This window comes from Paraburkholderia sp. BCC1885 (assembly GCF_900996235.1).
Classification (GTDB): domain Bacteria; phylum Pseudomonadota; class Gammaproteobacteria; order Burkholderiales; family Burkholderiaceae; genus Paraburkholderia.
Genome location: NZ_CAAJGM010000214.1, coordinates 23,787 through 50,440, shown reverse-complemented (window position 1 = coordinate 50,440; position 26,654 = coordinate 23,787). Strand labels below are relative to the sequence as shown.

Below are 26,654 nucleotides of genomic sequence, written 5' to 3'. Positions count from 1 at the left end.
GCAATTCCTTTTTACTGTGCTGTCGCAAACCTAACGGATTCCAACAAAAATTTCCATGGCAGGAACCTGTTTTGGATTAACTTTGACAACACTTCACAGTCCTGATGTTTTTTTACTCTCCGGACTACAGGATCGACGCTTTCGAACCATTTCACTTCATCCGGAGTTGTGTCCTCGATCCTTACCCGACAGGAAATCGATGATGCGACCAATCGACGACACCCGGCGCGAAATGCCGCTGAAGCGGCGTGAAACTTAATCGAAGGGGGTGCAAGCCGATCAGACCGCCGCACGCCAGCTCAGTCCGACTTCACCATGACGAGGGCAAAGAGATGCGAGTAGCCCCAGGCCCTGTCGCCGACGTAGCCCAGCACCTGCAGCGTCGCGCCACCGCGCATGGCATCACCCAATGCTTCGTCGATCTTGTACTGGTATAGCGAAGCGGTGTGCCCTTGCGCGTCGTAATCGTAGGCCCATTTGGCGGTCTCCTTGAGTACGGAGGGATCTTCGATCCCTTTGTATTTCAGCAGAACAGCCGCGCTATTGAGCGTGATAACCGAGCCGACCGCCGGCAAGCCGTACTCGTGCAGGAGCTTGCCGGAGGTATCCAGTTTGTAGCTCACCGCGTTGACGGTGACAGCGTGAGTCTCCGGCAGCACGGCAATCTGGCTATCGGGGATATAGAGGTAGCCTATGTTGCCGGCGCACCCGACCATCCAGCACTTCTGCGCAAAGGCGGAGAACGGTGCAAGCAGTATGACAAGGCTCAGAACGAGGCGCGGCCAGGTGGGCAAAAAACTCTCCAATGGAACAGGGGCAAACAGAAGCATAAACGACGCAGCACCGGGCGCGCACAAACTGCCACGATGCCGCGTCTTGATGCCTCGGCTTGGCTTATGCCGCGTTGTCGTCGCGGATCGGCTGACGGGCCATGAACCAGTAGAACAGCGCCGCGCATCCGGCGATCACGCCGCCCGAAATGAAGGCAAGTGCATAAGAGCCCGTATGGTCGACGACAAACCCTGCCACGACCGGTGAAAACGCCCCGCCAAAATAGCCGCCAAAGTTTTGGATTGCACTCACCGACGCCACCATCGACGACGGCGCGATATCCGCCGCGAGCGCCCACGCCGACCCCACCACGGCGGCGATGAACGCGAGGCCGACGGTAAACAGCACGAGCGTCACGCTGAGCGCATGCGTAAACGGCAGTGCAATCGCGCACACGGCAGCGCCTGTCGCGCAACCGGCAATCAACAGCCGCTTGGCGTCGATCGGCGAGGCAAGCTGGCGATCCACCATCTTCTTCGCCAGGTAGCCGACGGCGATTTCACCGAGCGCGCCACCGGCCCACGGAATTCCCGCCACCGCGCCGAGTTGCGTGAACGAGATATGAAAGCGGTCGAGCAGATACAGCGGCAGGAACACCAGAAAGATATTCCACAGCCAGATCGTGCAAAAGTAGCCCAGAATCATGCCCCACACGCTGCGCCGCGTGAACAGCGAGCGCCACTTGAGCGACGAGGTCGCCAGCGAGCGTTCGTGACCCCCGCCGCCCGCTTCGATATAAGCGAGTTCCGGTTTCGACAGGCGTTTGCTGTCGATCGGGTTGCGATAAAACATCAAGAACAGCAAGGCAAACGCAATCCCGAACGCGCCTGTCACATGAAACAGCGAACGCCAGCCGAATGCGATCATAAGCGCAACGAGCATGGCGGGTGCAAGCGCCGGTCCCCACTTCGATGACGAATCCCACACGCCGGTCGCGAAGCCGCGTTCCTTGGCGGGAAACCATGCCGCGGTGATTTTTGCGGAGGTCGGCCAGCACGGCGCTTCGCCTACCGCGAGCAAGGCGCGCATCACCAGCAAGGCCGAGATGGAACCGACCACGCCCGTCAACCAGGTGGCGACGCTCCACCAGATCATGCCGAGCGCGTAGGCGCGTTTCGCGCCGAAACGGTCGATCACCCAACCCGCCGGCAACTGCATCACGGCATAAGTCCATGCGAACACGCTGCCGAGCAGACCAATCTGCGTGCGGGTCAGGCCGAGTTCGTGGATCATGCCGGGCGCGGCAATCGACAGGCTGGCGCGGTCCATATAATTGATGATGCCGCCCACCAGCAGCCAGAGCAGCACATGCCAGCGGTAATTGAAGCGAGCGGGTGGCGCCGCCGCGGCGGAAAGGGTCTGTTTGTCCAACTCGTGTCTCCATCCGGATGGCCTTTGCGCGGCCATTCATCGTTGTCTTGGGCAATCGGTGACTGACCGGCACTGAACGGCCAGTGTACGGATGCGGCCTCCCCGCTCCAATGTCGAAACCGCATGAGGCGATAGCGTTTGCGTTATCGGCGCTCGATGTAGAAACAAAAACGGCCGGTCTCGCGACCAGCCGTTGTGCTCCCACGATCAGCCGTCTACAGCCTACCGTTTGTGATCGGCCAGATCGAAACGGTCGAGGTTCATCACCTTGACCCAGGCAGCGACGAAGTCACGCACGAACTTTTCCTGCGCATCCGTGCTGGCGTAGACCTCGGCAAGCGCCCGCAACTGCGAGTGTGAGCCGAAGATCAGATCGACACGCGTGCCGGTCCACTTCAATTCGCCGGTGGCGCGGTCGTGCCCCTCGAACACTTCTCGCTCTTCCGATACCGGCTTCCATTCCGTGGCCATATCGAGCAGATTGACGAAGAAATCGTTGCTCAGCGTTCCCGCCCGCTTCGTGAACACGCCGTGCTGGCTTTGTCCATGATTGGCATTCAGGACTCGCAGGCCGCCGACGAGCACCGTCATTTCCGGCGCGGTCAATTCCAGCAGTTGCGCCTTGTCGACCAGCAACGCTTCAGCCGTCACCGCGTACCTGCTCTTCAGGTAGTTGCGAAAACCATCCGCGATGGGTTCGAGCACGGCGAAGGCGTCCACATCCGTTTGCGCCTGCGAGGCGTCCATGCGTCCCGGCGCGAACGGCACCGTGACATTATGACCGGCATTCTTCGCGGCCTGTTCGACACCCGCGTTGCCGGCCAGCACGATCAGGTCGGCCAGCGAAATCTTTTTACCGCCGGATTGCGCGCCGTTGAACTCGCCCTGAATGCCTTCGAGAGTCTCCAGCACTTTCGCCAGTTGCGCGGGCTGATTGACCTCCCAATCCTTCTGCGGCGCGAGACGAATGCGCGCGCCGTCCGCCCCGCCCCGCTTGTCCGAGCCGCGAAACGTCGAAGCGGACGCCCATGCGGTCGACACCAGTTGCGAAACCGACAAGCCCGCCGCAAGGATTTTCGCCTTCAGTGCTGCGATGTCCTGCGCGTTGACCACTTCGTGATCGAGCGGCGGAATCGGGTCTTGCCAGATCAGTTCTTCGGCCGGCACTTCCGGGCCGAGATAGCGCGCACGCGGACCCATGTCGCGATGCGTCAGCTTGAACCACGCGCGCGCAAACGCGTCGGCGAGCTGGTCCGGATTCTCGAAGAAGCGCCGTGAAATTTTTTCGTAAGCGGGGTCGAAGCGCAGCGCGAGGTCGGTGGTCAGCATGGTGGGCGCGCGGCGCTTCGACGGATCGTGCGCGTCCGGAATGGTGCCGGCGCCGGCATCGCCCTTCGGCTTCCACTGATGCGCGCCGGCCGGACTTTTCGTCAATTCCCACTCGTAGCCGAACAGGTTTTCGAAAAAGCCGTTACCCCATTGCGTCGGCGTGCTGGTCCACGTCACTTCCAGGCCGCTGGAAATCGCGTCGCCGCCGGAACCCGTGCCATAACTGCTTTTCCAGCCGAGACCCTGCTGCTCGATGGGCGCCGCCTCCGGTTCCGCTCCCACGCTGGTCGCGGGACCCGCGCCGTGGGTCTTGCCGAAGGTATGGCCGCCCGCGATGAGCGCCACCGTTTCCTCGTCGTTCATGGCCATGCGAGCAAACGTCTCGCGGATATCCACGGCCGCCGCGAGCGGATCCGGGTTGCCGTTCGGACCTTCCGGATTGACGTAGATGAGGCCCATCTGCACCGCCGCCAGCGGATTTTCGAGGTCACGTACCCCCGAATAGCGTTTGTCGCCTTCCAGCCAGATTTTTTCCGTGCCCCAATAGACGTCTTCTTCCGGCTCCCAGACATCCGGGCGGCCACCGGCAAAACCGAAGGTCTTGAAGCCCATCGATTCCAGCGCGACGTTGCCGGTGAGAATGATCAGGTCGGCCCAGGAAATCTTGCGGCCGTATTTCTGCTTGACCGGCCAGATCAGCCGGCGAGCCTTGTCGAGGCTGACGTTATCGGGCCAGCTATTGAGGGGCGCGAAGCGCTGCTGGCCGGCACCGGCGCCGCCGCGGCCGTCGCCGGTGCGATAGGTGCCCGCGCTATGCCATGCCATGCGGATGAAAAACGGTCCGTAGTGGCCAAAGTCCGCCGGCCACCACGGTTGCGAGTCGGTCATCACCGCCAGCAGGTCCTTCTTCACGGCGGCGAGATCGAGCGTTTTGAATGCTTCGGCGTAGTTGAAGCCCTCGTCCATCGGGTCCGATAGCGACGAGTGCTGATGCAGGATTTTCAGGTTGAGTTGCTTCGGCCACCAGTCCCGGTTCGACGTGCCGTCGCCGGATGTGTGGTTGAAAGGACATTTCGCTTCGGTCGACATGCGCTTCCTCCTTCGGTGCGTCCTGTTTGTTCCTGTCAGAACATGAGGCCACAGGATATACCAACGGCGTTGCGCCTGCGTGGACGGGCGTCAGGCCTTCTTTTGGGAGGTATTGCCTGACAGTTTGCCTGCACGAACCGGCGGATCTTCCAATCCGGATTGTGCGTTCGATCAGGCTTTACTGATCATGCCAGGCACCCCAGAATATTATTTCGCATTCCTATATTCTAAAGTCGAAGGCAGAGAAAGCACCCTGCCCGCCGGATCAGCCCAGCAGTTCAGCCAGGCCTTTCACCGGCTTGGCCAGATACAGACCCTGAGCGAAAACATTCTCCCACCGACCCACCCACTCCGCCTGCGCCGCCGTCTCGATGCCGCTCACCACGATCCTCACGCCGAGCGAATCGAGCAGTGTGAACAGGCCCGCTGCAACCGCACAGGCGCGCGTGTCGTGCGGCACGGCGGCCAGGATGCCGGGCGCCAGCTTCACGGTATCCACGCAAAGCGTGGCGAGGTACGTCAGCGACGCGCCGCCCGCACCGAAATTGCCATACGACATTGCCACGCCCGCATCCCGAAGCTCGCCGCTCAACGCCCGGATCGACAGCAGTTGCGCGGCATCCTCGCTTTCGGCCAGTTCGATTTCGAGCAGATTAGGCGCGACGCCCTCAGCGCGCGCAATCTCACTGACGTCCTGGGCAAAACGCTCATGCAGCACCACCGACGGATCCACCTCGAGCGCGATCCGGCACGGTTCGAGTCCTTGCCGGACGCAGGCGCCCAGTTCGCGACAAGCGCTTCGCACCATAAAACAGGCCAGTTCATACAGCACTTGTGCCGACTCGATCTGCGCCATGAAAACGCCAGGCAGCAACAGCCCGTACTCGGGATGCGTCCAGCGCACCTGTGTTTCGACGCGCGACAACCGGCCCGTGCCTACGTGATAGACACCCTGAAACATGAGATGGAACTCGCCCGCGCGCAGTCCGTGCGACACGCGAGGCCCGAGTCCATCCTGTCCATTCCCCTTGGCCATTCGATTCTTCTGCCTGCTTGATAGCGTGATTACCGCACCGCCAGTGCGCGGACGCTCCGGCTGACTCCGGTTCTGATTGGCCTGCATGACCCGCCCTATCCCATGCCAAATGGACTGCTGTGCGCAAATTGCATGCCAATTTTAGGCGCAACCGGCGCGTCGCCTTATGACACGGACAAAATCTTTCTATAACAAGGGTTTATCACGCCGTGGCAGATAGGAACGTTCGTTAGCCCACGGTCTCGCCGGACGTGTTGCACGGCGGTGTTACGGCGCGCATGTTACGGCGTGACGTAACGCCCATGGCTTTACGGCCGCGTGGTAAGGAGGGCCTTGGACGTCGCAGCGGCGCTATATATCGGGGCAGCGTTGTGCCATGCGACGCGCATAACGCGTCTGCCTTGGAGGGCTGGAACAGAAGTCTTCAAGGAGAGGATGCGGCTTTTCGCCGGTTTGCTGAACCCGGAATAATGGCGTTGATAATTTTTCGGGGAGGAACGCCGCGGTGTCTTCCACGCGGCGCCTGAGATTCGATAAACCGCTGCGCGGCCGCTCACGGCCTGCAAAGGAGGCCGCGCACATATCCACGCGCAGCCCCTTTGCCCGCTTCGACTTACACCAGCACGTCCGCAAACACGCGGTTTGCAAAGCGCGCCGAGTCCGTGCCGCTGTTGACGACGCCCACGGTCTTCAGGTCATCCGCGTAAAGCGCGATTTCCTTTTTGAACGCATCGCCCACCGGATGATGATGGTCCGTGTGGCTTTTGAGCATGGCCGTGAGTTGGCCGACATCGGCCTGCGGCGCGTGCTCGGAGAAAATGGCTGCCGCTTCGGCCGGATGATTGGCGGTCCATTCGGTGGCGTCGAGCAGTGCCTGGGTCAGCGACTGCGCTGTCGCGCGATCCTTGCGCACCAGCGATCCCCGCACACCAAGCACGCAGCACACACGGTTTTCGTATTCGCCGCACAGGTTGTTCGACACTTCGATCAGATGGTCCGAGTCGCGAATGCTCCAGATGGTCGGATCGCCGTCCGCGATGGCCTGCACTTCGCCCTTTTTTAACGCTTCGCCCAGCAGACTCGCTGGATACTGACGCCATTGCACCTGGCTGTCCGGATCGACGCCGAGCTTCTTGAGCGTGATGGCGAAGAAATTCTTCGCGGGACTGGCCATATCGCTGACGCCGACCGTGCGTCCCTTGAGACCTTGCAGATCGACGATTCCCGATGCGCGCGTCGCCAGCAGGCGCATGCAGCCACCGTGGATACCCGCAGTCAGCTTGACGTCGAAGCCCTGCTCCAGCGGCTTGATCCAGCGTAATGCCATGCCGACGCCTGCATCCGACTTGCCGGTGGCGATGGCTTCGAGCAATTGGTCCGTCGAACCGGCGAAGTTGACGAGTTCGACCTGCAAGCCGTGCTGCCTGAAAAAGCCCTGCTTGACCGCGACCGCGACGGGCGCCGTGCAGATTGCGCCCGCGTTCCACGAAAGCTTGAGCGGTGTCAGCGGCGCTTCTGCAAAGGCGAGCGAACTGGACAGGCCGAGCGACGTGCCGCCCAGCGCCGCCGCGCCGGCGGCCCACGCCGTCTTGCGCAACCACGCGCGGCGCGCGAGGCTGGCGGGAGAAGTGTCGTCGAAAGATGTCATGGCGGGTGGTTCCTCAAGTCATTATTGGTCTGATGCTGCGGGTTTTGTGCCGCAGGTTTTGTGCTGCGCGAGACGCGGCGACGCGCATGGAGACACTCGTGCATTTGCGCACGGGCGTTCATACATCGATCGCTCACGCCTCCAGTCCGAGTTGCGCGAGTACCTCACGGCGCAACGAAACCAGCTTTGGGTCGTCGCGATGCCGCGGATACGGCGCGTCGTTGTGAACCTCGGCGACAATTCGCGCCGGCCGTTCGCTGAACACGATGACGCGATTCGCCAAAAATAAGGCTTCCTCAACATCGTGCGTGACCAGCAGCACCGAAAACTGCGCGTCCTGCCACAGCCGCACGAGTTCGCCCTGCATGCGGATGCGCGTGAGCGAATCGAGCTTGCCGAACGGTTCGTCCAGCACCAGCAGCGCCGGATCGTTCACCAGCGCCCGCGCAAGCGCCACACGCTGCGCCATGCCGCCGGAGAGTTGATGCGGAAAGGCATCGGCGAATTCGGCGAGGCCAACCAGTTCGAGTGCCGCATCGATGCGTTGCGAGACGCCATCCGGTTCCTGCTTGGTCCACCAGCCGTGCTTGCGACGCTGCGCTTGCGGCCCGAGGCCTACATTGGCGCGCACCGTGCGCCACGGAAATAACGTCGGGTCCTGAAACACCACCACGCGCGACGGGTCCGGCCCTTCGATCACGGCGCCATCTGCATGGACACTCCCCTGTGCAGGTTTATCGAGGCCCGCGACCAGGCGCAACAACGTGGACTTGCCGCAGCCGCTCGGTCCCAGCAGCGCGACGAACTCGCCCGGTTCCACCGCGAAGTCGACCTCCTGTAGCACCGGCAACGCCGCGCCCTGAAACGTGAACCGGTGACTGACGTTGCGCACGTCGATGCGCGCACCGCCGCGCTGCGCGGCAGGCGGCCCTTCGTTCAATGCGGGTATGGCTACCATTTGAGCAATCCTTTCTGCCACGCGAGCAAACGGTCGCGAAAGCGGAACAACAGCGTGATCAGGCCCGAGCACATCAGGGCCATCACCAGTAACGCCGCGTACATGTTCGAATACGCGGCCCAGCCTTGGGCCCATTGCAGATACCAGCCGAGACCCGCTTTTACGCCCATCATCTCCGCCACGATCAGCACGGAAAACGACACGCCAAGGCCCATGAACAGACCCACGAACACCGAGGGCAACGCGGCCGGAATCGCCACGCGCAGAATCAGGAAGGACGGCCGCGCGCCGAGCGTGCGGGCGATGTCGTAGTACGCGGCGTTCACGCCCGCGACGCCCGACCATGTCAGCACGGCCACCGGAAACGCCGTGGCCAGCGCAATCAGAAACACGCTTGCGCTAAAGCTGGACGGAAAGAAGAAAAACGCCAACGGCAGCCACGCGGTGGACGGCAGCGGTCCGATCAGGCGCAACACCGGATGCAGCCAGTAGCTCACCGCGCGCGACCAGCCGATGCTCACGCCAATCACGAAGCCCGTCACGGCGCCCAGCGCATAGCCATACGCGAGCAGGCCGAGCGAATGCACGACGCTCGAACCGAGACGCGGGAAGTCCTCCACGTAGACGGCAATCAGCGCCTGGGGCGGCGCGAAGAACGGCCGCGGCAGCCATTCGAGCTTCGCCGTCAGCACTTCCCACACCGTGACGCCCAGCGCCAATGCAACCAGCCACGGCATCGCGCCGAGCCAGCGGTCGATGCGCGAGGGCGGATCCTGACCCTCGTTCTGGTCCGCTTCGCCCGGGCGCACGCGCCACCCTGCGATGCCGAGCAGCGCGGCAATCGCCGCGAGCACGAGCTTGATAGCAACGAGCTCGCTGGTGTAGGGCCAATCGTCGAGATTCGGCCACCATTGCGTAAGCGCGGCGCTGCCCAGCCATGCCAGGGCGGCGAGCCCGGCGATCACCACGCGCCGCGACACATGACGCAATGGCGTCGCGCGGCTCGCGCGCGCCGTGCTCGAAGGGATCGTTTCAGATTGAGTAGACACGGTAGTAACACGCTCCGTCAGGCCGGCAAACGTCCTCGCGGACGGATTCAACGCACAGCGTAACGGTCCGGAACGCCGTTGAGAATTATTCGATTTGTATATGTTTATTCGAATCCGACATTTAAGGTTTGCATGTTCTCGCCGATGCCCCGCGCCGGTGCAACGCGTCCCGTCGTCGCTTTCAGGTGGCGCTTATCAGCAAAGCCGCCAATAGATATCGCAAATGCTTGGTTTGCTACGGCCGCCCTCCTGACTACACTCTGCATTCATCTTGTTATGACAAGTGATTCATGCCCAAATCCAATCTCGTGCCTTTCTCGCCGCAGCCGCTCTATGCGCAGATCAAGGACACCTTGCGCGGCCGGATTCTCGACGGCACTTACGCGCCGCACAGCCAGATGCCGTCCGAGCACGAACTGTGCGCGCTGTTCGGCGTGAGCCGCATCACCGTGCGTCAGGCGCTCGGCGATCTGCAGAAAGAGGGACTGTTGTTCAAGTTGCATGGCAAAGGCACCTTCGTCTCCAAGCCGAAGGCATTTCAGAATGTCACCTCGCTGCAGGGCTTCGGCGAGGCGATGACGTCGATGGGCTATGAAATCGTCAACCAGTTGCGCAGTTTTCGTATCGTCGAAGCGAGCCGGCAGGTCGCCGCCAAACTGAATCTGCCGGAAGGTGCGCCTGTCGCCGAGATCCATCGGGTGCGTCTGTTGAATCGCGAGGCTGTTTCGCTCGAAATTACCTGGTTACCCGAAGTATTCGGCAAGCGCCTCGCGAGCGCCGATCTCGTCACCCGCGACATCTTCCTGATACTCGAAAACGACTGCGGCGTGGCGCTCGGCCATGCCGACGTCGCCATCGACGCGATCCTCGCCGACGACGAGATAGCCGCTGCCCTGCCGGTCGAGGAAGGCAGCCCGGTGCTGCGCATCGAGCGCCTGACGCACGATGCGTCCGGTGCGCCGATCGACTACGAATATCTCTACTTCCGTGGCGACGCGTTTCAATACCGCTTGCGCACGGACCGCCACAAACCGCGCGGCACGACGAGGAAAGCCCCATGAATACGCATGTTCTGGAGTACGACATTGTGGTGGTGGGCGGCGGCACCGCCGGGCCGATGGCCGCCATCAAGGCGAAAGAGCGCAATCCGGACCTGAAGGTGCTGGTGTTGGAAAAGGCTCACGTCAAACGCAGCGGCGCCATCTCGATGGGCATGGACGGCCTGAACAACGCGGTGATTCCGGGCCACGCCACGCCCGAACAGTACACGCGCGAAATCACCATCGCCAACGACGGCATCGTCGATCAGGAAGCCGTGTATGCCTACGCAAAGCACAGCTTCACGACCATCGAGCAGCTCGATCGCTGGGGCGTGAAGTTCGAGAAGGACGGCACCGGCGACTACGCGGTCAAGAAAGTCCATCACATGGGCTCGTATGTGCTGCCGATGCCGGAAGGCCACGACATCAAGAAAGTGCTCTATCGGCAACTCAAGCGGGCGCGGATTGCCTTGACCAACCGGATCGTCGCGACGCGGCTGCTGACGGATGCACAGGGGCGTGTCTGCGGCGTGCTCGGCTTCGACTGCCGCACGGCGGATTTTTACGTGGTGCGCGCCAAAGCGGTGATTCTCTGCTGCGGCGCGGCCGGACGCCTCGGCCTGCCCGCCTCCGGCTATCTGATGGGTACCTACGAAAACCCCACCAACGCCGGCGACGGCTATGCGATGGCCTATCACGCCGGGGCTGCGCTGGCGAACCTCGAATGCTTCCAGATCAATCCGCTTATTAAGGACTACAACGGACCTGCATGCGCCTACGTCACTGGACCGCTTGGCGGCTTCACCGCGAACGGCAAGGGCGAGCGCTTCATCGAATGCGATTACTGGAGCGGCCAGATGATGTGGGAGTTCTATCAGGAACTGCAAAGCGGCAACGGACCGGTGTTTCTGAAACTCGATCACCTCGCCGAAGAAACCATCCAGACGATCGAACAGATTCTGCATACCAACGAACGTCCGAGCCGCGGACGCTTTCATGCAGGACGCGGCACCGATTACCGGCAGCAGATGGTCGAAATGCATATCTCGGAGATCGGCTTTTGCAGCGGTCATAGTGCCTCCGGCGTCTATGTGAATGCGCGGGCCGAAACCACCGTGGCGGGACTTTACGCAGCGGGCGATATGGCGGCGGTGCCGCATAACTACATGCTCGGCGCCTTCACATATGGCTGGTTTGCCGGCCAGAACGCGGCGGACTACGTGGCCGGCCGCGAGCACGCGGCAATCGACGAACAGCAGATTGCCGCCGAACGGGCGCGCATCTACGCCCCGCTCGAACGCGAGCATGGACACGCGCCGTCGCAGGTCGAATACAAGTTGCGCCGCATGGTGAACGACTACCTGCAGCCGCCGAAAGTGACGCGCAAGATGGAGATCGGGTTACAACGCTTCGACGAAATCGCCGAGGACATCGACGCGATTCGCGCGCTCAATCCCCATGAACTGATGCGGGCCGCCGAAGTGCGGGCGATCCGCGATTGCGCGGAAATGGCGGCACGCGCCTCGCTGTTTCGCACCGAGAGCCGCTGGGGTCTGTATCACCACCGGGTCGATTACCCGCAGCGCAACGACGCCGAGTGGTTTTGCCATACGCATCTGCGCAAGGACGAGCATGGCCGCATGACGAGCGAGAAGCGCGCGGTCGAGCCCTACGTCGTGCCGCTTGCCGATGACGAGCGCGGCGCTTACCAGAAATTGCGCATCCGCGAGTCGGCTACGCTCACTGAAACGGTTTGACCGAGGCACACCATGTCCTATACCCCGCACGATATTCTTCAGCGCAGCAGCGCGCCCGTGACGATCGACGAAGACCTCTGCATTGCCGATAAAGGCTGCACGGTTTGCGTCGACGTATGCCCGCTCGATCTGCTCGCTATCGATCTGAGCAAAGGCAAAGCCTACATGCAGTTCGACGAATGCTGGTATTGCATGCCCTGCGAGCGCGATTGCCCCACCGGGGCGGTCAAGGTCGAAATTCCTTATCTGTTGCGGTAGACGATATTCGCGCGGCAATCATTTATACCTGGCAATCCTGATCAATCCTCAGAATCCGACCTCGACCTTCAGATCAATCATCCTGTGCGAATCTTTTGCCCATGACCGTGCCGTCTTTTAACCCTCCTCACCTCGACGCAACCGATCCCGCCAGCGCCGCGCTACTCGCGCGCCTGGCCGACGCGGACGCCGCCGTGCGCCGCATCGCGCTGCTCGACATCGCGGACCTCGAAGAGGTCGAACTGCTGCCGGCGCTGGTGGCCGCCTTGCGCGACGATCCCGCGCCGGAAGTCCGGCTGGAAGCGGCGCGAGTGCTCGCGTCATGGGAACAGGCGGAGATTGTCGAAGCCCTGTGCGGCGCGCTTCTCGATGCGGATGAAACCGTCCGTGCCGCCGCCGCACAAAGCCTCACCGAACTGAAAGATCCCGCCTCGGGCGCGATATTGAGCCAATGGGTCGCGCACGAAGAGCCCTTCGTGCGGGCCGCGGCATTGCGAGGTTTGCGCGAACTGCGCGATAGCCGCGCGTTCGATCCGGCCTTGCACGCGCTCGGCGACAGCACGTCCAGCGTCAGGCTTGAAGCGGTCGGCACGCTCGGCTGGCTGAAAGACCCGCGTGCCTTGGCGCCGCTCGCCGCGCTGGCGACCGGAGATGCGCAAACGGAGGTGCGGCGCGCCGCGGTCGGCGCACTCGGTTTTGCGGAAGCGACCGATGCAGTCGTCACCTCCGCGCTTCTTGGCGCATTGCGCGACGACGCCTGGCAAGTACGCGAGGAAGCGGCCACCACCCTCGGCAAACTGCGTGCCGCCGGGGCGTACGAGCCGCTGCTCGCGGCGCTCGACGACGATTATTGGCAGGTTCGCCTGCGTGCGGTGCGCGCGCTTGGCCAGATCGGCAACCACGAGGCCGCGTCCGCAGTCGCCGCTCTTCTCGCCCATACCGTCAGCAATCTGCGCAAGGAGGCAGCGTTGGCGCTCGGCGAAATACGCGATCCGCGCAGCTTGCCCGCACTGCGCGAGGCACTCGAGGATCGCGACCCGGATGTGCGCAAAGCGGTGCGCATCGCCTTGCAACAGATCGAGGACGCGGCCGCATGAACGACGCGCCGCCGCAGATCGTCAGCAACGCCGTCACGCGGAGGCTGACACTGCACTGGCCCGATGGGCGCGAACAGCAGTTGGCACACGCGCAATTGCGGCAGGCCTGTGCGTGTGCCGAATGCCGCCGCATCCGGATCGACGGCGGTGCGCTGCATACGTCGGACGACGTCACACTCGTCGACGTGCAGTCAATGGGTTATGGCGTGCAGCTCGTCTTCAGCGACGGCCATGCGCGCGGCATCTATCCCTGGCACTACCTGGCGCAGCTTGCGGAGACGCAGGTGTCACCGCGGGATCAGGCGCATGGACAAACGCCTGGCGAGGCGTAACATGGTCTGCCCGCCGGCCATCGCGCAGCGCCCCTGGCGGCTCGTGCTCCGCTCCACACCGGCACGGGGTCAACCGATTGCCCAGGAGGAGACATGAACGCCAAACACAGCAAAAAGGAACATCTGGAGGCTGCGGCGTCGCATCACGAGCAGGCCGGGCGCCTGCATCGCGAGGCGTCGCGGCATTTCGAGGACGGCAAGGACTTTGCGCACGCCGCCCATCAGGCGATGCTGGCGCACGGCCACACCTTGCATGCCATTGAGCGCGCCAACGACGCCCTCAAGCACCACACCGGCGCGCCGCTCGTCGTGCCGCCCACCGACGGCCCTCTCGACAGCCATGCAGGCGCAGCCCAGCATCACGCGATCGCCGCCGAGCTTCACGAGGATGCCGCGCGCCACCTGCGCAACGCCGTCAAGCACTTCGACGACGACCGTAGCGCCGTCGCGCACGAAGCGCAAACGGCGCTCTCGCTGGCGTTACGCGGGCTGTTTCACAGCAATGAGGCCGCGAAACTGCATGTCGCGGCCTTGCGCGAAAAGAGCTGAAGCCATGGCGTCGGCTCGCACGCTATGCTTGCGCCAGCGTGCTATCCACCATTGCCTGGGCCTCCTCAACAATGCGGGTCAGGTGCTCGTCGCCGAGGAAACTCTCCGCGTAAATCTTGTAGATGTCCTCGGTCCCTGACGGACGCGCGGCAAACCAGCCGTTCTTCGTCATCACCTTGATGCCGCCGATGCCCGCCTGATTGCCCGGCGCGCGGTCGAGCACCTGCTCGATTTTCTCGCCAGCCAGTTCGGTGTGCGGGAATTGCGCCGGCGCGAGTTTGCCCAGCCTGGCCCGCTGTGGCGCGGTGGCGGCGGCTTGCACGCGACGTTCGACGGGCTCGCCCAACCGTTGCGTCAGATCGCGGTAGATTTCGGCGGGATTGCGGCCGATGCGCGTCGTGATCTCCGCCGACAGCAAGGCGGGTACGATGCCGTCCTTGTCGGTGGTCCACGCCGTGCCGTCGAGTCGCAGACAACTCGCGCCCGCGCTCTCCTCGCCGCCAAAACCCAGCGAGCCGTCCACCAGACCGTCGACGAACCATTTGAAACCCACCGGCACCTCATGAAGCCGGCGGCCGAGGTTGCCGGCGACGCGATCGATCATCTGGCTGCTGACGATGGTCTTGCCCACCGCCGCCTGCGCCGGCCAGCCCGGCCGATGCGCGAACAGGTAATCGATCATCACGCTCAGATAATGATTAGGCGGCAGCAGACCCCCGCCGCGCGTGACGATGCCATGCCGGTCGTGATCGGTATCGCAGGCGAAGGCCACGTCGAAGTGATCCTTCTGTGCCAGCAGCGGCTGCATGGCGTATGGCGACGACGGGTCCATGCGAATCTTGCCGTCCCAGTCGAGGCTCATGAAGCGAAAGGTCGGATCCACTTCGTCGTTGAGCACGGTCAGATTCAGGCCGTAACGTTGCGCAATCGGCTCCCAATAGTGCACGCCCGCGCCGCCGAGCGGATCGACACCGAGGCGGATCGGCGCGCCGCGCAGCACGTCCATGTCGATCACGTTGGCAAGATCCTCCACATACGCGTTGAGGTAATCGTGCCGGTGCGTGGTGGAGGCGGCCAGCGCACGGCTGAGCGGCATGCGCAGCACGCCGTCGAGACCGGCTTCGAGCAAGGCGTTCGCCGCCTTTTCGATCCAGCCGGTGACGCTGCCGTCCGCCGGGCCGCCGTTGGGCGGGTTGTACTTGAAGCCGCCACTATCGGGCGGGTTGTGCGACGGCGTGACCACGATGCCGTCCGCGAGCCCCGAGGTACGGCCGCGGTTGTACACCAGAATCGCGCGCGAGACGGCGGGCGTGGGCGTGTATTCGCCGTGCGCCGCGATCATGACTTCCACGCCATTGGCGGCCAGTACTTCGAGCGCGCTGGCGTGGGCGGGCTCGGAGAGCGCATGCGTGTCGATGCCGAGAAAAAGCGGCCCGTCGATACCCTGCTGCTTTCGATAGTGACAGATGGCCTGCGTGATCGCGAGCACATGCCACTCATTGAAGCCGCGCTCGAACGGCGTGCCGCGATGCCCCGAGGTGCCGAACGCGACGCGTTCCGCAGCCACGGCCGGGTCCGGCTTTTCAGCGTAGTACGCAGTGACGAGACGGGGAATATTGACAAGCATGCCGTGCGGCGCGGACTTGCCGGCGAGAGGACTGAGCTTCATGGATGCCATCCATTTATCGTTCGCAAAAGTTGAGGCGCGGGGGATGCGTCGCGATGCTTTGGCATGGTCGCGGCGCACGCCGGCGACGTTATCCATTGAATCACTTATCCCACCGCTCAGGAGCCCCGGATTACCCGAGCATACCCCAGTAGCAACTTTCGCTCCTGCTCGAACTACGCCCTCGCGGTCCCCGTCAACTGCGCATTCGCGCGCCGTTCCGCGAGAGCCGGACGCACCAGGCTCCAGATCAGCGCCACCCCGACCAGATCGCCCAGCCCCAGGGCCACGAAGAACGGCGAGTAACCGATGGTCGCCACCAGCGCGCCCATGACCAGCGTAAAGCCGAGGTTGCCGATTCCCGCGCTCAACGCGGCAAAGCCGGTAACGGTGGCGACCTCATGACGCGGGAACAGATCCGCTGACATCGAGATCACCGTGACGGACAGGGTCTGATGCGCGAAACCGCCGAGGCATAACAGGAAAATCGCCATGCCTGGCGACTTCACGTAACCGACGCCGGTCATGGCCGTCATCAACAGTGCGGCGCCGGTGAAGACCACCCGCTTGCCGTTGACAATCGACAGGTTGAAGCGCTTGTTCAAAAGAAAGGACACCGAACCACCCATCATGCAACCGATATCCGCCGCGACGAACGGCAGCCACGCCGTCATGGCAATCGCTTTCAGATCGAAACCTCGCGCCTGATGCAGATAAAGCGGCATCCAGAACACCAGCGTGCCCCAGACGGGATCGGCGAAGAATCGCGGCAGCGCAATGCCCCAGAAGTTGCGCGAACGGAAGATCTCGCCGAGGTTTGGCTTCGTGCCGTCTTCAGCGAGACCCAACTGCTTGCCGTCGACGATATGCGCGGCTTCCCGCTCGCTCAATGCCGGGTGCGCGCTGGGATGACGATAGAAAGCAATCCAAAGTATCGCCCACACAAAACCGATGCCCCCCGCGATGATGAACGCAGTCTGCCAGTTATAGCGCAGGATGGACCAGGCGATCAGCGGCGGCGCCGCAATCGCGCCGACCGAGGTGCCGATATTGAACACGCCCGCCGCAATCGCGCGTTCGCGCAGCGGAAACCAGAACGCCGCGAGGCGCATGCCGGCCGGAATAAACGAGGCCTCGACGAGCCCGAGCATGCCTCGCAATACGAACAGACCCACCCAGCCGGTCGCGAAACCATGCGCCATGCAGATCACCGACCACGCGAGACCGCACAGCAGAAAGCCGAAACGCAGACCAATCCGGTCCATCAGATAACCGGTGAGCGGACCACCCAGCGGGTACATGACGAGAAACGCGCCGGTGATCCAGCCGTACTGCGCGGTGCTGATGTGCAGGTTTTGCATGACCGTTGGCGCCGCGACGCTCAACGAACTGCGCGCCAGGTAGTTCATGACCGTGCCGAGCGACAGCAACGCGATCATCCACCAGCGCAGCCCTTTTACCTTGATTCCCATGATGATGTCTCTCTCCGATCCGGATATTTTTTGCCGGCGATCCGCAGGCCGATACGGAATTCACCTCGGCAGACATCGTATGTCTTAAGCGGGGATCGGAGCAAGGTCGGAGGGACGGGTGTTTACCCGGTAAACGCAAGGTAAATCGTTATTCAATAAGCGATTCGTGCGGGCGCTTCAGGCCCGGCGTGAGCGAGGTTTTCATGCCTAAGCTCGACCTGTTGTACGACAACCAGCCACTATGGTCGTCTGAGACCGGATCAGCTGGTTTCTAAATATCTCTTCATTTTCACGCCTCGCTTGCGATAGCGCGCGCGTCTTATCCTGCCTGTCACACGGCCGCCCCACGCATTCGCGCCGGCGCCCTTCTCGAATGACGGAACATCATGAAACCGCGGACTCTTTATTTACGATTGATTCGGCTCGCCGTCTACGTCGCCGCCGGGGCGACGCTATGCGGATGCGCCGCGTTGCACGGCGCGCCCGACGGCCCGGGCGATTGCGTCGGACCGCCGGATTACTGCACGCCGTTCTTCGGCGCCTAGCGTGCTAATCCTTCTGCCGGGTAGGCAAGTCGAGCAACGCCGCGCCTTCGAGTATCTCGGCGCTCGAGCCGTTCCACTCCGCCTCCCGCATCGGTTCGGCGCGCCCGCCCAGATGCCGTTCGAGAAACGCCTCCGTAATCGCGTTGAACGAAATGCGATTTTCAGGGCGCGCGAAACCGTGGCCTTCGTCCGGAAACAGCACATAGGTGACGGGGATGCCGTTGGCCTTCATCGCGTTGGCCATCTGATCGCTCTCGGCCCGCTTGACGCGCGGATCGTTCGCGCCCTGCCCGATCAGCAACGGCCGGCGGATGCGGTCGGCCTGATGCACCGGCGAGCGCTCGCGCAGCAGCGCCAAACCCGCTTCGGTCGTTGGGTCGCCGATAGCCTGCATGAGCCGCGTGCGAAACGACTCCCAGTAAGGCGGCGTGCTCGCCAACAGCGTCTCCAGATTGGATGGCCCGACAACGGCCACGCCGCACGCGTAGCGCTCGGGATTGCGCGTCATGCCGGCGAGAACCGCATAGCCGCCATAGCTGCCGCCCATGATCGCGACGCGTGACGGGTCGGCGATCTGCTGATCCACGGCCCAGGCCACGGCGTCGAGCAGATCGTCGTCCATACGGCGGCCCCATTCGCCATCGCCGGCATTCACGAAGGTCTTGCCGAAGCCCCTCGAGCCGCGGAAATTGACGCTCAGCACGCTATAGCCGCGGTTCGCGAGCCATTGGTGCCCGGCATTAAAGCCGAATCCGTCGCGCCCCCAGGGTCCACCGTGAACCAGCAACACGAGCGGCCCTGGCTGATCGGCACCGGCCGGGCGCGTCAGATAGGAGATCAGTTCGAAGCCGTCGCGCGAGCGGATCACGACAGGCTGCATCGGCACGAGCGGCGCCCCGGCCAGCTCGGGACGATGCTCGAACAGCGTGCGTAGCGTCTGCGGCTCGCGGTCATACAGGTAGGTCGTTGCCGGCCGGGTATCCGAGGCGGCGCTGATGATCCACAGCCGGTCGTCCTCGGTGCGTGCCGCGACATGCCAGTCGCCCAGTTGCCTGCTGTTCAGGAAATCGAGGTCGCGCTGGATTTTCGCTGTAAGCGCAACATATTCGGGGCGCTCCACGTTGACGGAATAGGCTATCGGCTCGAGCGTATCGGCATCCAGCATGAAGCTGAACAGATCGACGCGCGAGTTGGCGGCCACCACCTCGGTCGCGCCGCTGGCGAGATCGATGCGCGTCAAAGCGGCCGTATCGCGGCCGCGGCTGTCGAACATGAACAGCGCGCTGGCGTCCGCGTTCAGGTGACGGGGTCCGGAAGTCCGCGCGTCTTCCGTGGCAAAGGTGGTCCAGAGAGCCCACTCGCCTTGCGCGTTGCGCTTGAACACCTCGCTGGTGCCGTCGCTTGCCGTGCGCGTGGCGAAATGCGTGCGGTAGAGCCGATCGGTGATAAAGCCGGCGAAATCGGGGTTCTGTTCGACCAGCACGAGTTCGCCGGTCGCGAGGTTCAGCGTATGCAGATCGAAATACTTCGGATCGCGCTGGTTCATCGCGACCAGAATCCGGTCGCGCACCACCTTGCTGACGCGCGCGACATGCACCGTCACGCCTTTGAAGGGCGTCAGGTTACGGGCGGTGCCGGTGTCGAGATCCACGACGTAGAGGTGAAAATCTTCGTTGCCGTCTACGTCCTGCTGATAGAAAAGCTGACCCTCGAAGGTCCAGCCATGGATGCGGATACCGCGCTTCGTGTCGCTCGTCACGGCTCGCGCCTGGTCCGGATCGTCAACCGGTGCGACCCAGATATTCAGCACGCCATCCAGAGGCGCCAGCCACGACAGGTACTGCCCGTCCGGACTGATATGCACGGAAGCGCGCTCCGGATTGCCAAACAGGTGTGCGCGCGCAATGAGCGGAACGTCCGTTGCGGTCGATGTCACAGGAAACTCCCCAGGCTAACGCGATTAATGTGGGACGGCGATGGCATCAGGCAGGATAGCCGGATTTTGGCGGAGCGCAAATGGCGCGCGAGAATGGGCGCGCAAGAACGGACGCACGAGCGCGGTGTGCCGGTTAGGCCGTATACTTGCCGCCGTGACTCCCTGGCTCGCATCGCATGACACCTTCCCCGCCCGACAAGGCCGCACAAGCACAGCAACTGGCGCTACAAGGCGCGACGCTATATCAGGGCGGACAAACCGCGCAGGCGCGCGAGGCATGCCTCGCTGCATTGCAACTCGCGCCCGGTTCCTGCGAAGTGTTGCTATTGCTGGCGTTTATCGCGCTGCGCAGCGGCCAGCCACACGAAGCGATCGGCTGGCTCGACCGCGCCCTCGCGGAGAATGAAGAACTCGCCGACGCCTATTTTCTGCGTGGCGAAGCGCAACAGATGACGCAGCAATACGAAGCCGCTATCACCAGCTATGATGCACTGCTGCGCCGCAAGCCGAATCATGCCGACGCGCTGAATAACCGGGGTAATGCCTACCACGCGCTTGGGCAACATGAACGGGCGCTGGAGGACTATGACGAGGCAATTGCGCTAGATCCAGCCAAGGCGTCGTTTCACAACAACCGGGGCCTGGCTATCAAGGCACTCGGTCAGCATGCGCAGGCAATCAGCTGCTTCGAGCGCGCCATCGCACTCCAGCCGGATTACGGACTCGCGCACTTTAATCTCGGGCTATCGCTCTTTGCCATGGCGCGCTATGCCCAGGCCGCGGCGAGCCACGATGAAGCGATCCGGTTGATGCCCCATCACGCCGCCTCGCATTGGGGACGTGCAGACGCATTGCGCGCTAGCGGGCAATACGAGGCGTCGTTAGCGTCGTACCAGACCGCAAGCGCGCTCGAACCACGCAACGCCGACATCTACAACAATCGCGGCCTGTTGATGCATGTTTGGGGGCGGCATCGCGAGGCCCTGGCTGATTTTGCCATCGCAATCCGCCTCGATCCTGCGCACGCGGACGCTCATTGCAATTGCGGCATGGCGCTGGAGGCATCAGGACAGCACACCGAGGCCCTGGCTCACTACGAGACGGCCATCGCGCTCTCGCCCAACCACGCCGCCGCGCATTTCAATCACGCGCTCTGTAATCTGACGCTGGGGAACTACCGCGAAGGTTGGGCGGAATACGAATGGCGTTGGCGTACACAACAACTTAAGTCATCCGAACTGATTTCAGACAAGCCATTATGGCTCGGCAACGAATCGCTGCACGGCAAACGGATTCTCGTGCACGCCGAACAGGGGCTGGGGGATAGCCTGCAGTTTTGCCGCTATCTGCCCATGGTGGCCGAGCGCGGGGCAACGGTAATCGTGCAGATCCCCGCGTCGCTCACGACGTTGATCAGGGCGATAAATGGCGTTGCTCAGGTGCTCGCGCCGGGCGAGGCTCTGCCCGCATTCGACCTTCATTGTCCGCTGATGAGCCTGCCGCTGGCTTTCGGCACGACGCTGGAAACAGTGCCATCCGCGCCGCGCTACGTATCGCCCTGCGCGGAAAAAACTTTGGGCTGGCAAAAGCGACTTGGGCCAAGGCATGCGTTTCGGGTGGGCCTCGTTTGGGCCGGTGCGCCGCATGGTTCGCTGGCGGTGCAGCGCCCTGTGGATGCGCGTAGGTCGATTCCGCTGACACAGTTTGCCGCTTTGAATCTGCCAGGCGCCGAGTTTTTCAGTCTGCAGAAAGGCGAACCCGCCGTGTCGCAGTTACGGGAACTCGAAGCGGCGAATTGGAAGGGACCCGCTATCGTCGACCATACTGCAGATTTGCACGACTTCGAAGACACCGCCGCCTTGGTGGATCAGCTCGACCTGGTGATCGGCGTCGACACCTCGGTCGCGCATCTGGCGGGCGCGCTCGGCAAACCGGTATGGTTGCTCAACCGCTTCGACACCTGCTGGCGCTGGATGACGCAGCGCGACGACAGTTCGTGGTATCCGAGCATGAAGATTTTCCGGCAACCGGCCCCGGGCGATTGGGACAGCGTGATTGCACAGGTGCGCGCCGAACTGCAGCGTCTTCTGGCGGCGCACGCCTCGTTTTAATAGACATCCTTCAATAAACATCCCGCACGTAGCGCTTGTCCCGCGCGAGCCGGTTGACATATTCGAGCGCCTTTTCCTCGCTCATGCCGCCGTGACCGGCTACCACCTTTTTCAAGGCCGCATCGACGTCTTTGGCCATCCGGCTCGCGTCGCCGCAAACATAGAAGTGCGCACCGGCTTCGAGCCATGCCCACAACTCGGCGCCATGCTGGCGCATACGGTCCTGCACGTAGATCTTCTCGCTTTGATCGCGCGAGAACGCCAGGTCGAGTCGGTTCAGCAAGCCCTTCTCGCGCATCGTGGCCAGTTCATCGCCGTAATAGAAGTCTGTTGCAGCGTGCTGCTCGCCGAAGAACAGCCAGTTACGGCCCTTGTCGCCGCGCGCGAGACGCTCGTGCAGAAAGCCGCGAAACGGCGCGACGCCGGTGCCGGGTCCGACCATGATCATCGGCGTATCGCCATCGCGCGGCGGGCGAAAATTAGCGGACTTCTGTACATACACCGGCACGCTGACGTCACCGGCGCGATCCGCGAGGAAAGTGGACGACACCCCTTTGCGCTGACGCCGGCCGTTGTTATAACGCACCGCCGACACCGTCAGATGTACCTCCCCCGGATGCGCTTTCGGGCTCGACGCAATCGAGTAAAGCCGTGGCTGCAGGCGTTTGAGCACGCCAAGCAACTCGGACGCCGCCAGCGTCACCGGAAACTCGTGCAGCACGTCGGCCAACTGTTGTCCCCACAACCACTTCTTCAGATCCGCCTTGCGGTCTTCGGCGAGCAGCGCAGCGAGCGCGCCACTGGAATCGCGCGAGGCGATAAACGCCAATGCTTCGGGATTGGGACGGGCTATTTCGTAGTGCTTGCCAAGCGCATCGGCAAGACGCATGTCGCCGACGCCGCTGACGTTGACGGTGGTGTCGGCGGCGAGCCCACTTAAATCAATCAGTTCGTCGACGAGTTCCGGGCAGTTGCTCGGCCACACGCCCAGGGCGTCGCCCACTTCGTATTCGAGGCCTGACTCGTCCGTCGACAAAGAGAAGTAACGCGTGTCCTTCGACGCGCCTTTTTTGTTGAGCCGCAGATTCGCCACGAGCCGCGAAGCCGCAGGATGCGCCTTGGTCGCGAGCGCGCCTGGCAACACCGAGGGAATCATGCCGGCCGCGGGGACGTCATGGAGTGCCGCGTCCTCTTCCTTGATACGCACGACGATCTGTTCGAGCCACGCGTCGGCCGTGGGTTGAAACTCCGCGTCGCAGTCGACGCGCGGCAGCATGCGGGTGGCGCCTTGCTGCGCCATGCGCGTATCGAGCGCGCGGCCGTGACCGCAAAACGCGTCGTAATTGCGGTCGCCGAAGGCCAGCACGGCGAAGCGCACGTTATCGAGGCGCGGGGCATCGTCCGCCTTCAGCGCGCTCCAGAAACCCGCGCCGTTGTCGGGTGGATCGCCGTCGCCGAATGTGCTCGACATCAGCAGCACGTATTGCGCCTTCGCCAATGCGGCCACGTCGTAATCGGCCATACAGGCGGTGCGGATATCAAAGCCGGACTCCATTAATTGCGTCGCGTACTGCTCCGTCAACGATTCAATATTGCCTGTCTGCGAGGCCCACAGCAGCAGCACCTTTGGCCGTGCTCGGGCAATACGCACCGAGGCAGCGGATGACGTCGCGCCCGCATCGATCTCGGCCGGCGGCGCGCCGTTCAACGACGAGGCAGGGGTGCCCGTCCGGCTGTAAAGACCCGCAAGCAGGCCGTCGAACCAGACCCGCGCGGCAAACGGCAGCGGCGCGCTGGCGGGCAGCACAGGCACCCCGTCCGTGACACCGCCAGGGCTCGCGCGCAAGCCGCCAATGAAGCCGGAGACGTAAGCGCGCTGCGCCTCGTCGAGTTGCGGCGCGGGCAGTTCGGGCAAGCCGAGCACGCGCACGAGAGCGTCGATACGGGACATGTCCCTTTCCTTCGTAGAACTGACATCATCTGCCAGCACCGGGCTGGCGGTTTCGAGGCTGGACTGGATGGTGGCGGAATCGATCGAATCGTCCAGCGAAACGGGTTCCGCTTCGACCCGCGCCAGCGCCACTGCGCAGAACTTGAGTTCCGGTTGCTGCGAAATCGGATCGACCGCGTCGTTGGTCACCGCGTTGATGCAGAGGTCTTCGCCGAACACGTCGTTCCAGTGCATCGGTGCAAAGCAGGAGCCGGCGCGCACACGGTCGGTCACCACGGCGGGCAGCACGGCGCGGCCGCGCCGCGAACGCACCTCCACGCGGTCTTTCGCGGCGATGCCCAGCGCGCTGGCGTCCTCGGGATGAATCTCGATGAACGGCTGCGAATTGAGCTTGTTCAGCATCGGAATCTTGCCGGTCTTCGTCATCGTGTGCCATTGGTGCTGCAGGCGCCCGGTGTTGAGCACAATCGGAAACTCAGGCGCCGGCATTTCCGCCGGGTCCGTATGCGGCCGCGCGAAAAACACTGCTTTGCCGCTGGGCGTCGGAAACACCAGCGCGGGACGGCTGCCGTCCGGCGCTTCCTTGAGCGTCTGGCTGACGCCGTCGTTCAGATAACGCAGCGGATTGCGGTCATGCGCCGCATCCGGCGCACACGGCCACTGCAACGGGGTTTCGCGCAGCCGCGCGTGGCTCGCGCCGCGCAGATCGTAGCCGGTCTTCGGATTCGACGCGCGCGTGATCTCCGCGAACACCTCGTCTGCCGATGCATAAGTGAACGCGTCGGCAAAGCCCATTTCGCAGGCCACTCGCGCGATGATCTGCCAGTCGGGCAACGCCGCGCCCGGCGGGTCGATGGCCTTGCGCATGAGCGTGAGGTTGCGCTCGGAGTTGATCATGACGCCCTCTGCTTCGGCCCACAACGCGCCGGGTAAGAGGACATCGGCATAGCGGTTGGTCTCTGTGTCGAGAAACGCATCTTGCGCGATCACCAGTTCGGCGGCCTGCAATCCGGCAATCACGGTCTGCCGGTTGGCGACGCTTGCCACCGGATTGGTGCAGATGATCCAGCACGCCTTGATCTCGCCCACGGCCATGCGCGAGAACATATCGATGGTGCCTTGCCCGACCGTGGTTTTGAGCGTACCCGGCGCGATCCGCCACAGGTCCTCGATAAATGCGCGATCCTCCGCGACCAGCACCGAACGCTGGCCAGGCAGGCCCGGTCCCATGTAGCCCATTTCGCGGCCGCCCATCGCATTCGGCTGGCCTGTCAATGAAAACGGGCCGCTGCCCGGGCGGCAAATCTTGCCCGTCGCCAGATGCAGATTGCAGATCGCGTTGGTATTCCAGGTGCCGTGCGTGCTCTGGTTCAGCCCCATGGTCCAGCAACTCATCCACTCGGGCGCGGCGCCGATCCATTGCGCGGCGGTGCGGATATCGGCTGCTGGGATGCCGGTTATGGCCGCGACCTTTTCCGGCGTGTAATCGGCGAGAAAAGTGGGCAGATCGGCCCAGCCTTCCGTGAAGGCGGAAATAAATTCGGAATCCGTATCACCATTTTCATGCAGCAAATACAGCAGACCATTCAGGAGCGCCAGATCGGTGCCCGGCTTGATCTGCAGAAACAGGCTTGCCTTCTCCGCGGTCGTATTGCGGCGCGGATCGACCACGATCAGTTTCGCGCCGGCCTTGACGCGCTCCATCATGCGCAGATACAGGATGGGGTGGCAGTCGGCCATATTGGCGCCGATCACGAAGAACAGATCGGCCTTGTCGAAATCCTCGTAGGAGCCCGGCGGACCATCGGCGCCCAGCGAAAGTTTGTAGCCGCTGCCGGCGCTCGCCATACACAGCCGCGAATTCGATTCGATGTTGTTGGTGCCGACAAAGCCCTTGGCGAGCTTGTTGACGAGGTACTGCGCCTCGATGGACATCTGTCCCGACACATAGAACGACAGCGCGTCCGGGCCATGTGTATCGAGCACTGTGCGCAGGCGGCGGCCGGTGTCCGCCATCACCTGATCGAGCGGCAGCGGGATCGGGTCGCTGCCGCGCTCGTCGCGCTGGAAAGCGCTTTCCAGCCGTCCCGACTTGCGCAGCGCGACGTGCGCCGAGGTCCCCTTGGTGCAGAGCCGTCCGAAGTTGGCAGGATGCTCCTTGTCACCGGAGATCTTGACCACCTGGCCGTCTTTCACCTGCAGCACCATTCCGCAGCCGACGCCGCAGTAGGGACACACCGTCTTGACGCTTGCGCTGCTCATCACGTGGCCGGCTACGCTAGACCGCAACCCACACCTGGCCGTCCCTGACCTGGGCGGCGAAGGCGTTCACCGAATGTTCGGGTGCTTCGAGACACTCGCCGGTGCGCAGATCGAAATGCTGCTTGTAGATCGGCGAGGCCACCACCACACGCTCGCCCAGGCTGCCGATCAGCCCACGCGAAAGCACGGCCGCCTGCGAACAGGGGTCGTAATTGTCGATCGCGTAGACATGGCCTTCGCCTTGCGCGACGTTAAATACCGCCACCTGCTTACCGTCGACGAGCGCGCACACGCCGGTGTTCGGGACGATATCGTCGAGCGCGCAAACCGGCACCCAGTTCAGCATGGTCTGATCGTGGCTCATCAT

General features: G+C 63.1%; 20 protein-coding genes. 8 read left to right on the top strand and 12 right to left on the bottom strand.

Annotated features, from left to right (window positions below):
- Positions 1 to 299 precede the first annotated feature (299 nt).
- The 7 genes from FQ755_RS23795 to FQ755_RS23765 form a co-directional block, all read right to left on the bottom strand.
- Positions 300 to 794 carry a hypothetical protein gene (locus tag FQ755_RS23795; RefSeq protein ID WP_144157472.1) on the bottom strand — a complete coding sequence of 165 codons (495 nt, stop codon included), beginning with the start codon at positions 792 to 794 and terminating at the stop codon, positions 300 to 302.
- A gap of 100 nt (positions 795 to 894) precedes the next feature.
- Positions 895 to 2,202: an MFS transporter gene (locus tag FQ755_RS23790; RefSeq protein WP_144157471.1), complete on the bottom strand. Its 1,308-nt coding sequence runs from the start codon at positions 2,200 to 2,202 to the stop codon at positions 895 to 897.
- A gap of 222 nt (positions 2,203 to 2,424) precedes the next feature.
- Positions 2,425 to 4,620 carry a catalase/peroxidase HPI gene (gene katG, locus FQ755_RS23785; RefSeq protein WP_144157470.1) on the bottom strand — a complete coding sequence of 732 codons (2,196 nt, stop codon included), beginning with the start codon at positions 4,618 to 4,620 and terminating at the stop codon, positions 2,425 to 2,427.
- 265 nt (positions 4,621 to 4,885) lie between these two features.
- A complete protein-coding gene (locus tag FQ755_RS23780) occupies positions 4,886 to 5,656 on the bottom strand; it encodes an EAL domain-containing protein (RefSeq protein ID WP_186308645.1) in 771 nt (256 codons plus the stop codon).
- Positions 5,657 to 6,269: 613 nt separating this feature from the next.
- Positions 6,270 to 7,304: an ABC transporter substrate-binding protein gene (locus FQ755_RS23775; protein ID WP_144157468.1), complete on the bottom strand. Its 1,035-nt coding sequence runs from the start codon at positions 7,302 to 7,304 to the stop codon at positions 6,270 to 6,272.
- A gap of 133 nt (positions 7,305 to 7,437) precedes the next feature.
- The gene (locus FQ755_RS23770) at positions 7,438 to 8,262 is read right to left on the bottom strand and encodes an ABC transporter ATP-binding protein (RefSeq protein ID WP_144157467.1); all 825 of its coding nucleotides are present in this window, start codon (positions 8,260 to 8,262) and stop codon (positions 7,438 to 7,440) included.
- The gene (locus FQ755_RS23765; protein WP_144157466.1) at positions 8,256 to 9,311 is read right to left on the bottom strand and encodes an ABC transporter permease subunit; all 1,056 of its coding nucleotides are present in this window, start codon (positions 9,309 to 9,311) and stop codon (positions 8,256 to 8,258) included. Before FQ755_RS23765 ends, FQ755_RS23770 begins: the two co-directional genes overlap by 7 nt.
- Before the next feature lie 290 nt (positions 9,312 to 9,601).
- Between FQ755_RS23765 and FQ755_RS23760 the strand changes: the two genes are divergently transcribed.
- The 6 genes from FQ755_RS23760 to FQ755_RS37585 all read left to right on the top strand — a co-directional run bounded on the left by FQ755_RS23760 (position 9,602) and on the right by FQ755_RS37585 (position 14,344).
- A complete protein-coding gene (locus tag FQ755_RS23760; protein WP_144157465.1) occupies positions 9,602 to 10,372 on the top strand; it encodes a GntR family transcriptional regulator in 771 nt (256 codons plus the stop codon).
- Positions 10,369 to 12,108, top strand: a complete 1,740-nt coding sequence (locus FQ755_RS23755; protein ID WP_144157464.1) for a fumarate reductase/succinate dehydrogenase flavoprotein subunit — start codon at positions 10,369 to 10,371, stop codon at positions 12,106 to 12,108. Before FQ755_RS23760 ends, FQ755_RS23755 begins: the two co-directional genes overlap by 4 nt.
- A 12-nt stretch (positions 12,109 to 12,120) precedes the next feature.
- Positions 12,121 to 12,366 (top strand): ferredoxin family protein, encoded by a 246-nt coding sequence (locus FQ755_RS23750; RefSeq protein WP_074299197.1) that lies wholly within the window; start codon positions 12,121 to 12,123, stop codon positions 12,364 to 12,366.
- Positions 12,367 to 12,467: 101 nt separating this feature from the next.
- Complete coding sequence (locus FQ755_RS23745; RefSeq protein WP_144157463.1) at positions 12,468 to 13,463, top strand: HEAT repeat domain-containing protein; 996 nt, start codon at positions 12,468 to 12,470, stop codon at positions 13,461 to 13,463.
- Positions 13,460 to 13,795 (top strand): gamma-butyrobetaine hydroxylase-like domain-containing protein, encoded by a 336-nt coding sequence (locus tag FQ755_RS23740; RefSeq protein ID WP_144157462.1) that lies wholly within the window; start codon positions 13,460 to 13,462, stop codon positions 13,793 to 13,795. The genes FQ755_RS23745 and FQ755_RS23740 overlap by 4 nt, the downstream gene beginning before the upstream one ends.
- 93 nt (positions 13,796 to 13,888) lie before the next feature.
- Positions 13,889 to 14,344 (top strand): hypothetical protein, encoded by a 456-nt coding sequence (locus tag FQ755_RS37585; protein ID WP_186308644.1) that lies wholly within the window; start codon positions 13,889 to 13,891, stop codon positions 14,342 to 14,344.
- A gap of 22 nt (positions 14,345 to 14,366) precedes the next feature.
- Here FQ755_RS37585 and pgm read toward each other — a convergent pair whose 3' ends face one another.
- Complete coding sequence (gene pgm / locus FQ755_RS23730; protein ID WP_144157460.1) at positions 14,367 to 16,013, bottom strand: phosphoglucomutase (alpha-D-glucose-1,6-bisphosphate-dependent); 1,647 nt, start codon at positions 16,011 to 16,013, stop codon at positions 14,367 to 14,369.
- A 173-nt stretch (positions 16,014 to 16,186) separates the two neighbouring features.
- A complete protein-coding gene (locus tag FQ755_RS23725; RefSeq protein WP_144157459.1) occupies positions 16,187 to 17,482 on the bottom strand; it encodes an MFS transporter in 1,296 nt (431 codons plus the stop codon).
- Positions 17,483 to 17,868: 386 nt separating this feature from the next.
- Between FQ755_RS23725 and FQ755_RS37580 the strand changes: the two genes are divergently transcribed.
- Positions 17,869 to 18,027 carry a hypothetical protein gene (locus FQ755_RS37580; RefSeq protein ID WP_186308643.1) on the top strand — a complete coding sequence of 53 codons (159 nt, stop codon included), beginning with the start codon at positions 17,869 to 17,871 and terminating at the stop codon, positions 18,025 to 18,027.
- Positions 18,028 to 18,031: 4 nt separating this feature from the next.
- Here the strand turns inward: FQ755_RS37580 and FQ755_RS23720 are convergent, their stop codons facing one another.
- Positions 18,032 to 19,963: a S9 family peptidase gene (locus FQ755_RS23720; protein ID WP_144157458.1), complete on the bottom strand. Its 1,932-nt coding sequence runs from the start codon at positions 19,961 to 19,963 to the stop codon at positions 18,032 to 18,034.
- 176 nt (positions 19,964 to 20,139) lie between these two features.
- Here FQ755_RS23720 and FQ755_RS23715 point away from each other — a divergent pair, with 176 nt between their 5' ends.
- Positions 20,140 to 22,074: a tetratricopeptide repeat protein gene (locus FQ755_RS23715; RefSeq protein WP_144157457.1), complete on the top strand. Its 1,935-nt coding sequence runs from the start codon at positions 20,140 to 20,142 to the stop codon at positions 22,072 to 22,074.
- Between the two features lie 10 nt (positions 22,075 to 22,084).
- Here FQ755_RS23715 and FQ755_RS23710 read toward each other — a convergent pair whose 3' ends face one another.
- Both FQ755_RS23710 and nirD read right to left on the bottom strand, forming a co-directional pair.
- Entirely contained in the window at positions 22,085 to 26,287 is a 4,203-nt protein-coding gene (locus FQ755_RS23710; protein ID WP_144157456.1) for a bifunctional nitrate reductase/sulfite reductase flavoprotein subunit alpha, read from the bottom strand.
- A 16-nt stretch (positions 26,288 to 26,303) separates the two neighbouring features.
- Entirely contained in the window at positions 26,304 to 26,651 is a 348-nt protein-coding gene (gene nirD / locus FQ755_RS23705) for a nitrite reductase small subunit NirD (RefSeq protein ID WP_144157474.1), read from the bottom strand.
- Between the last annotated feature and the right edge of the window lie 3 nt (positions 26,652 to 26,654).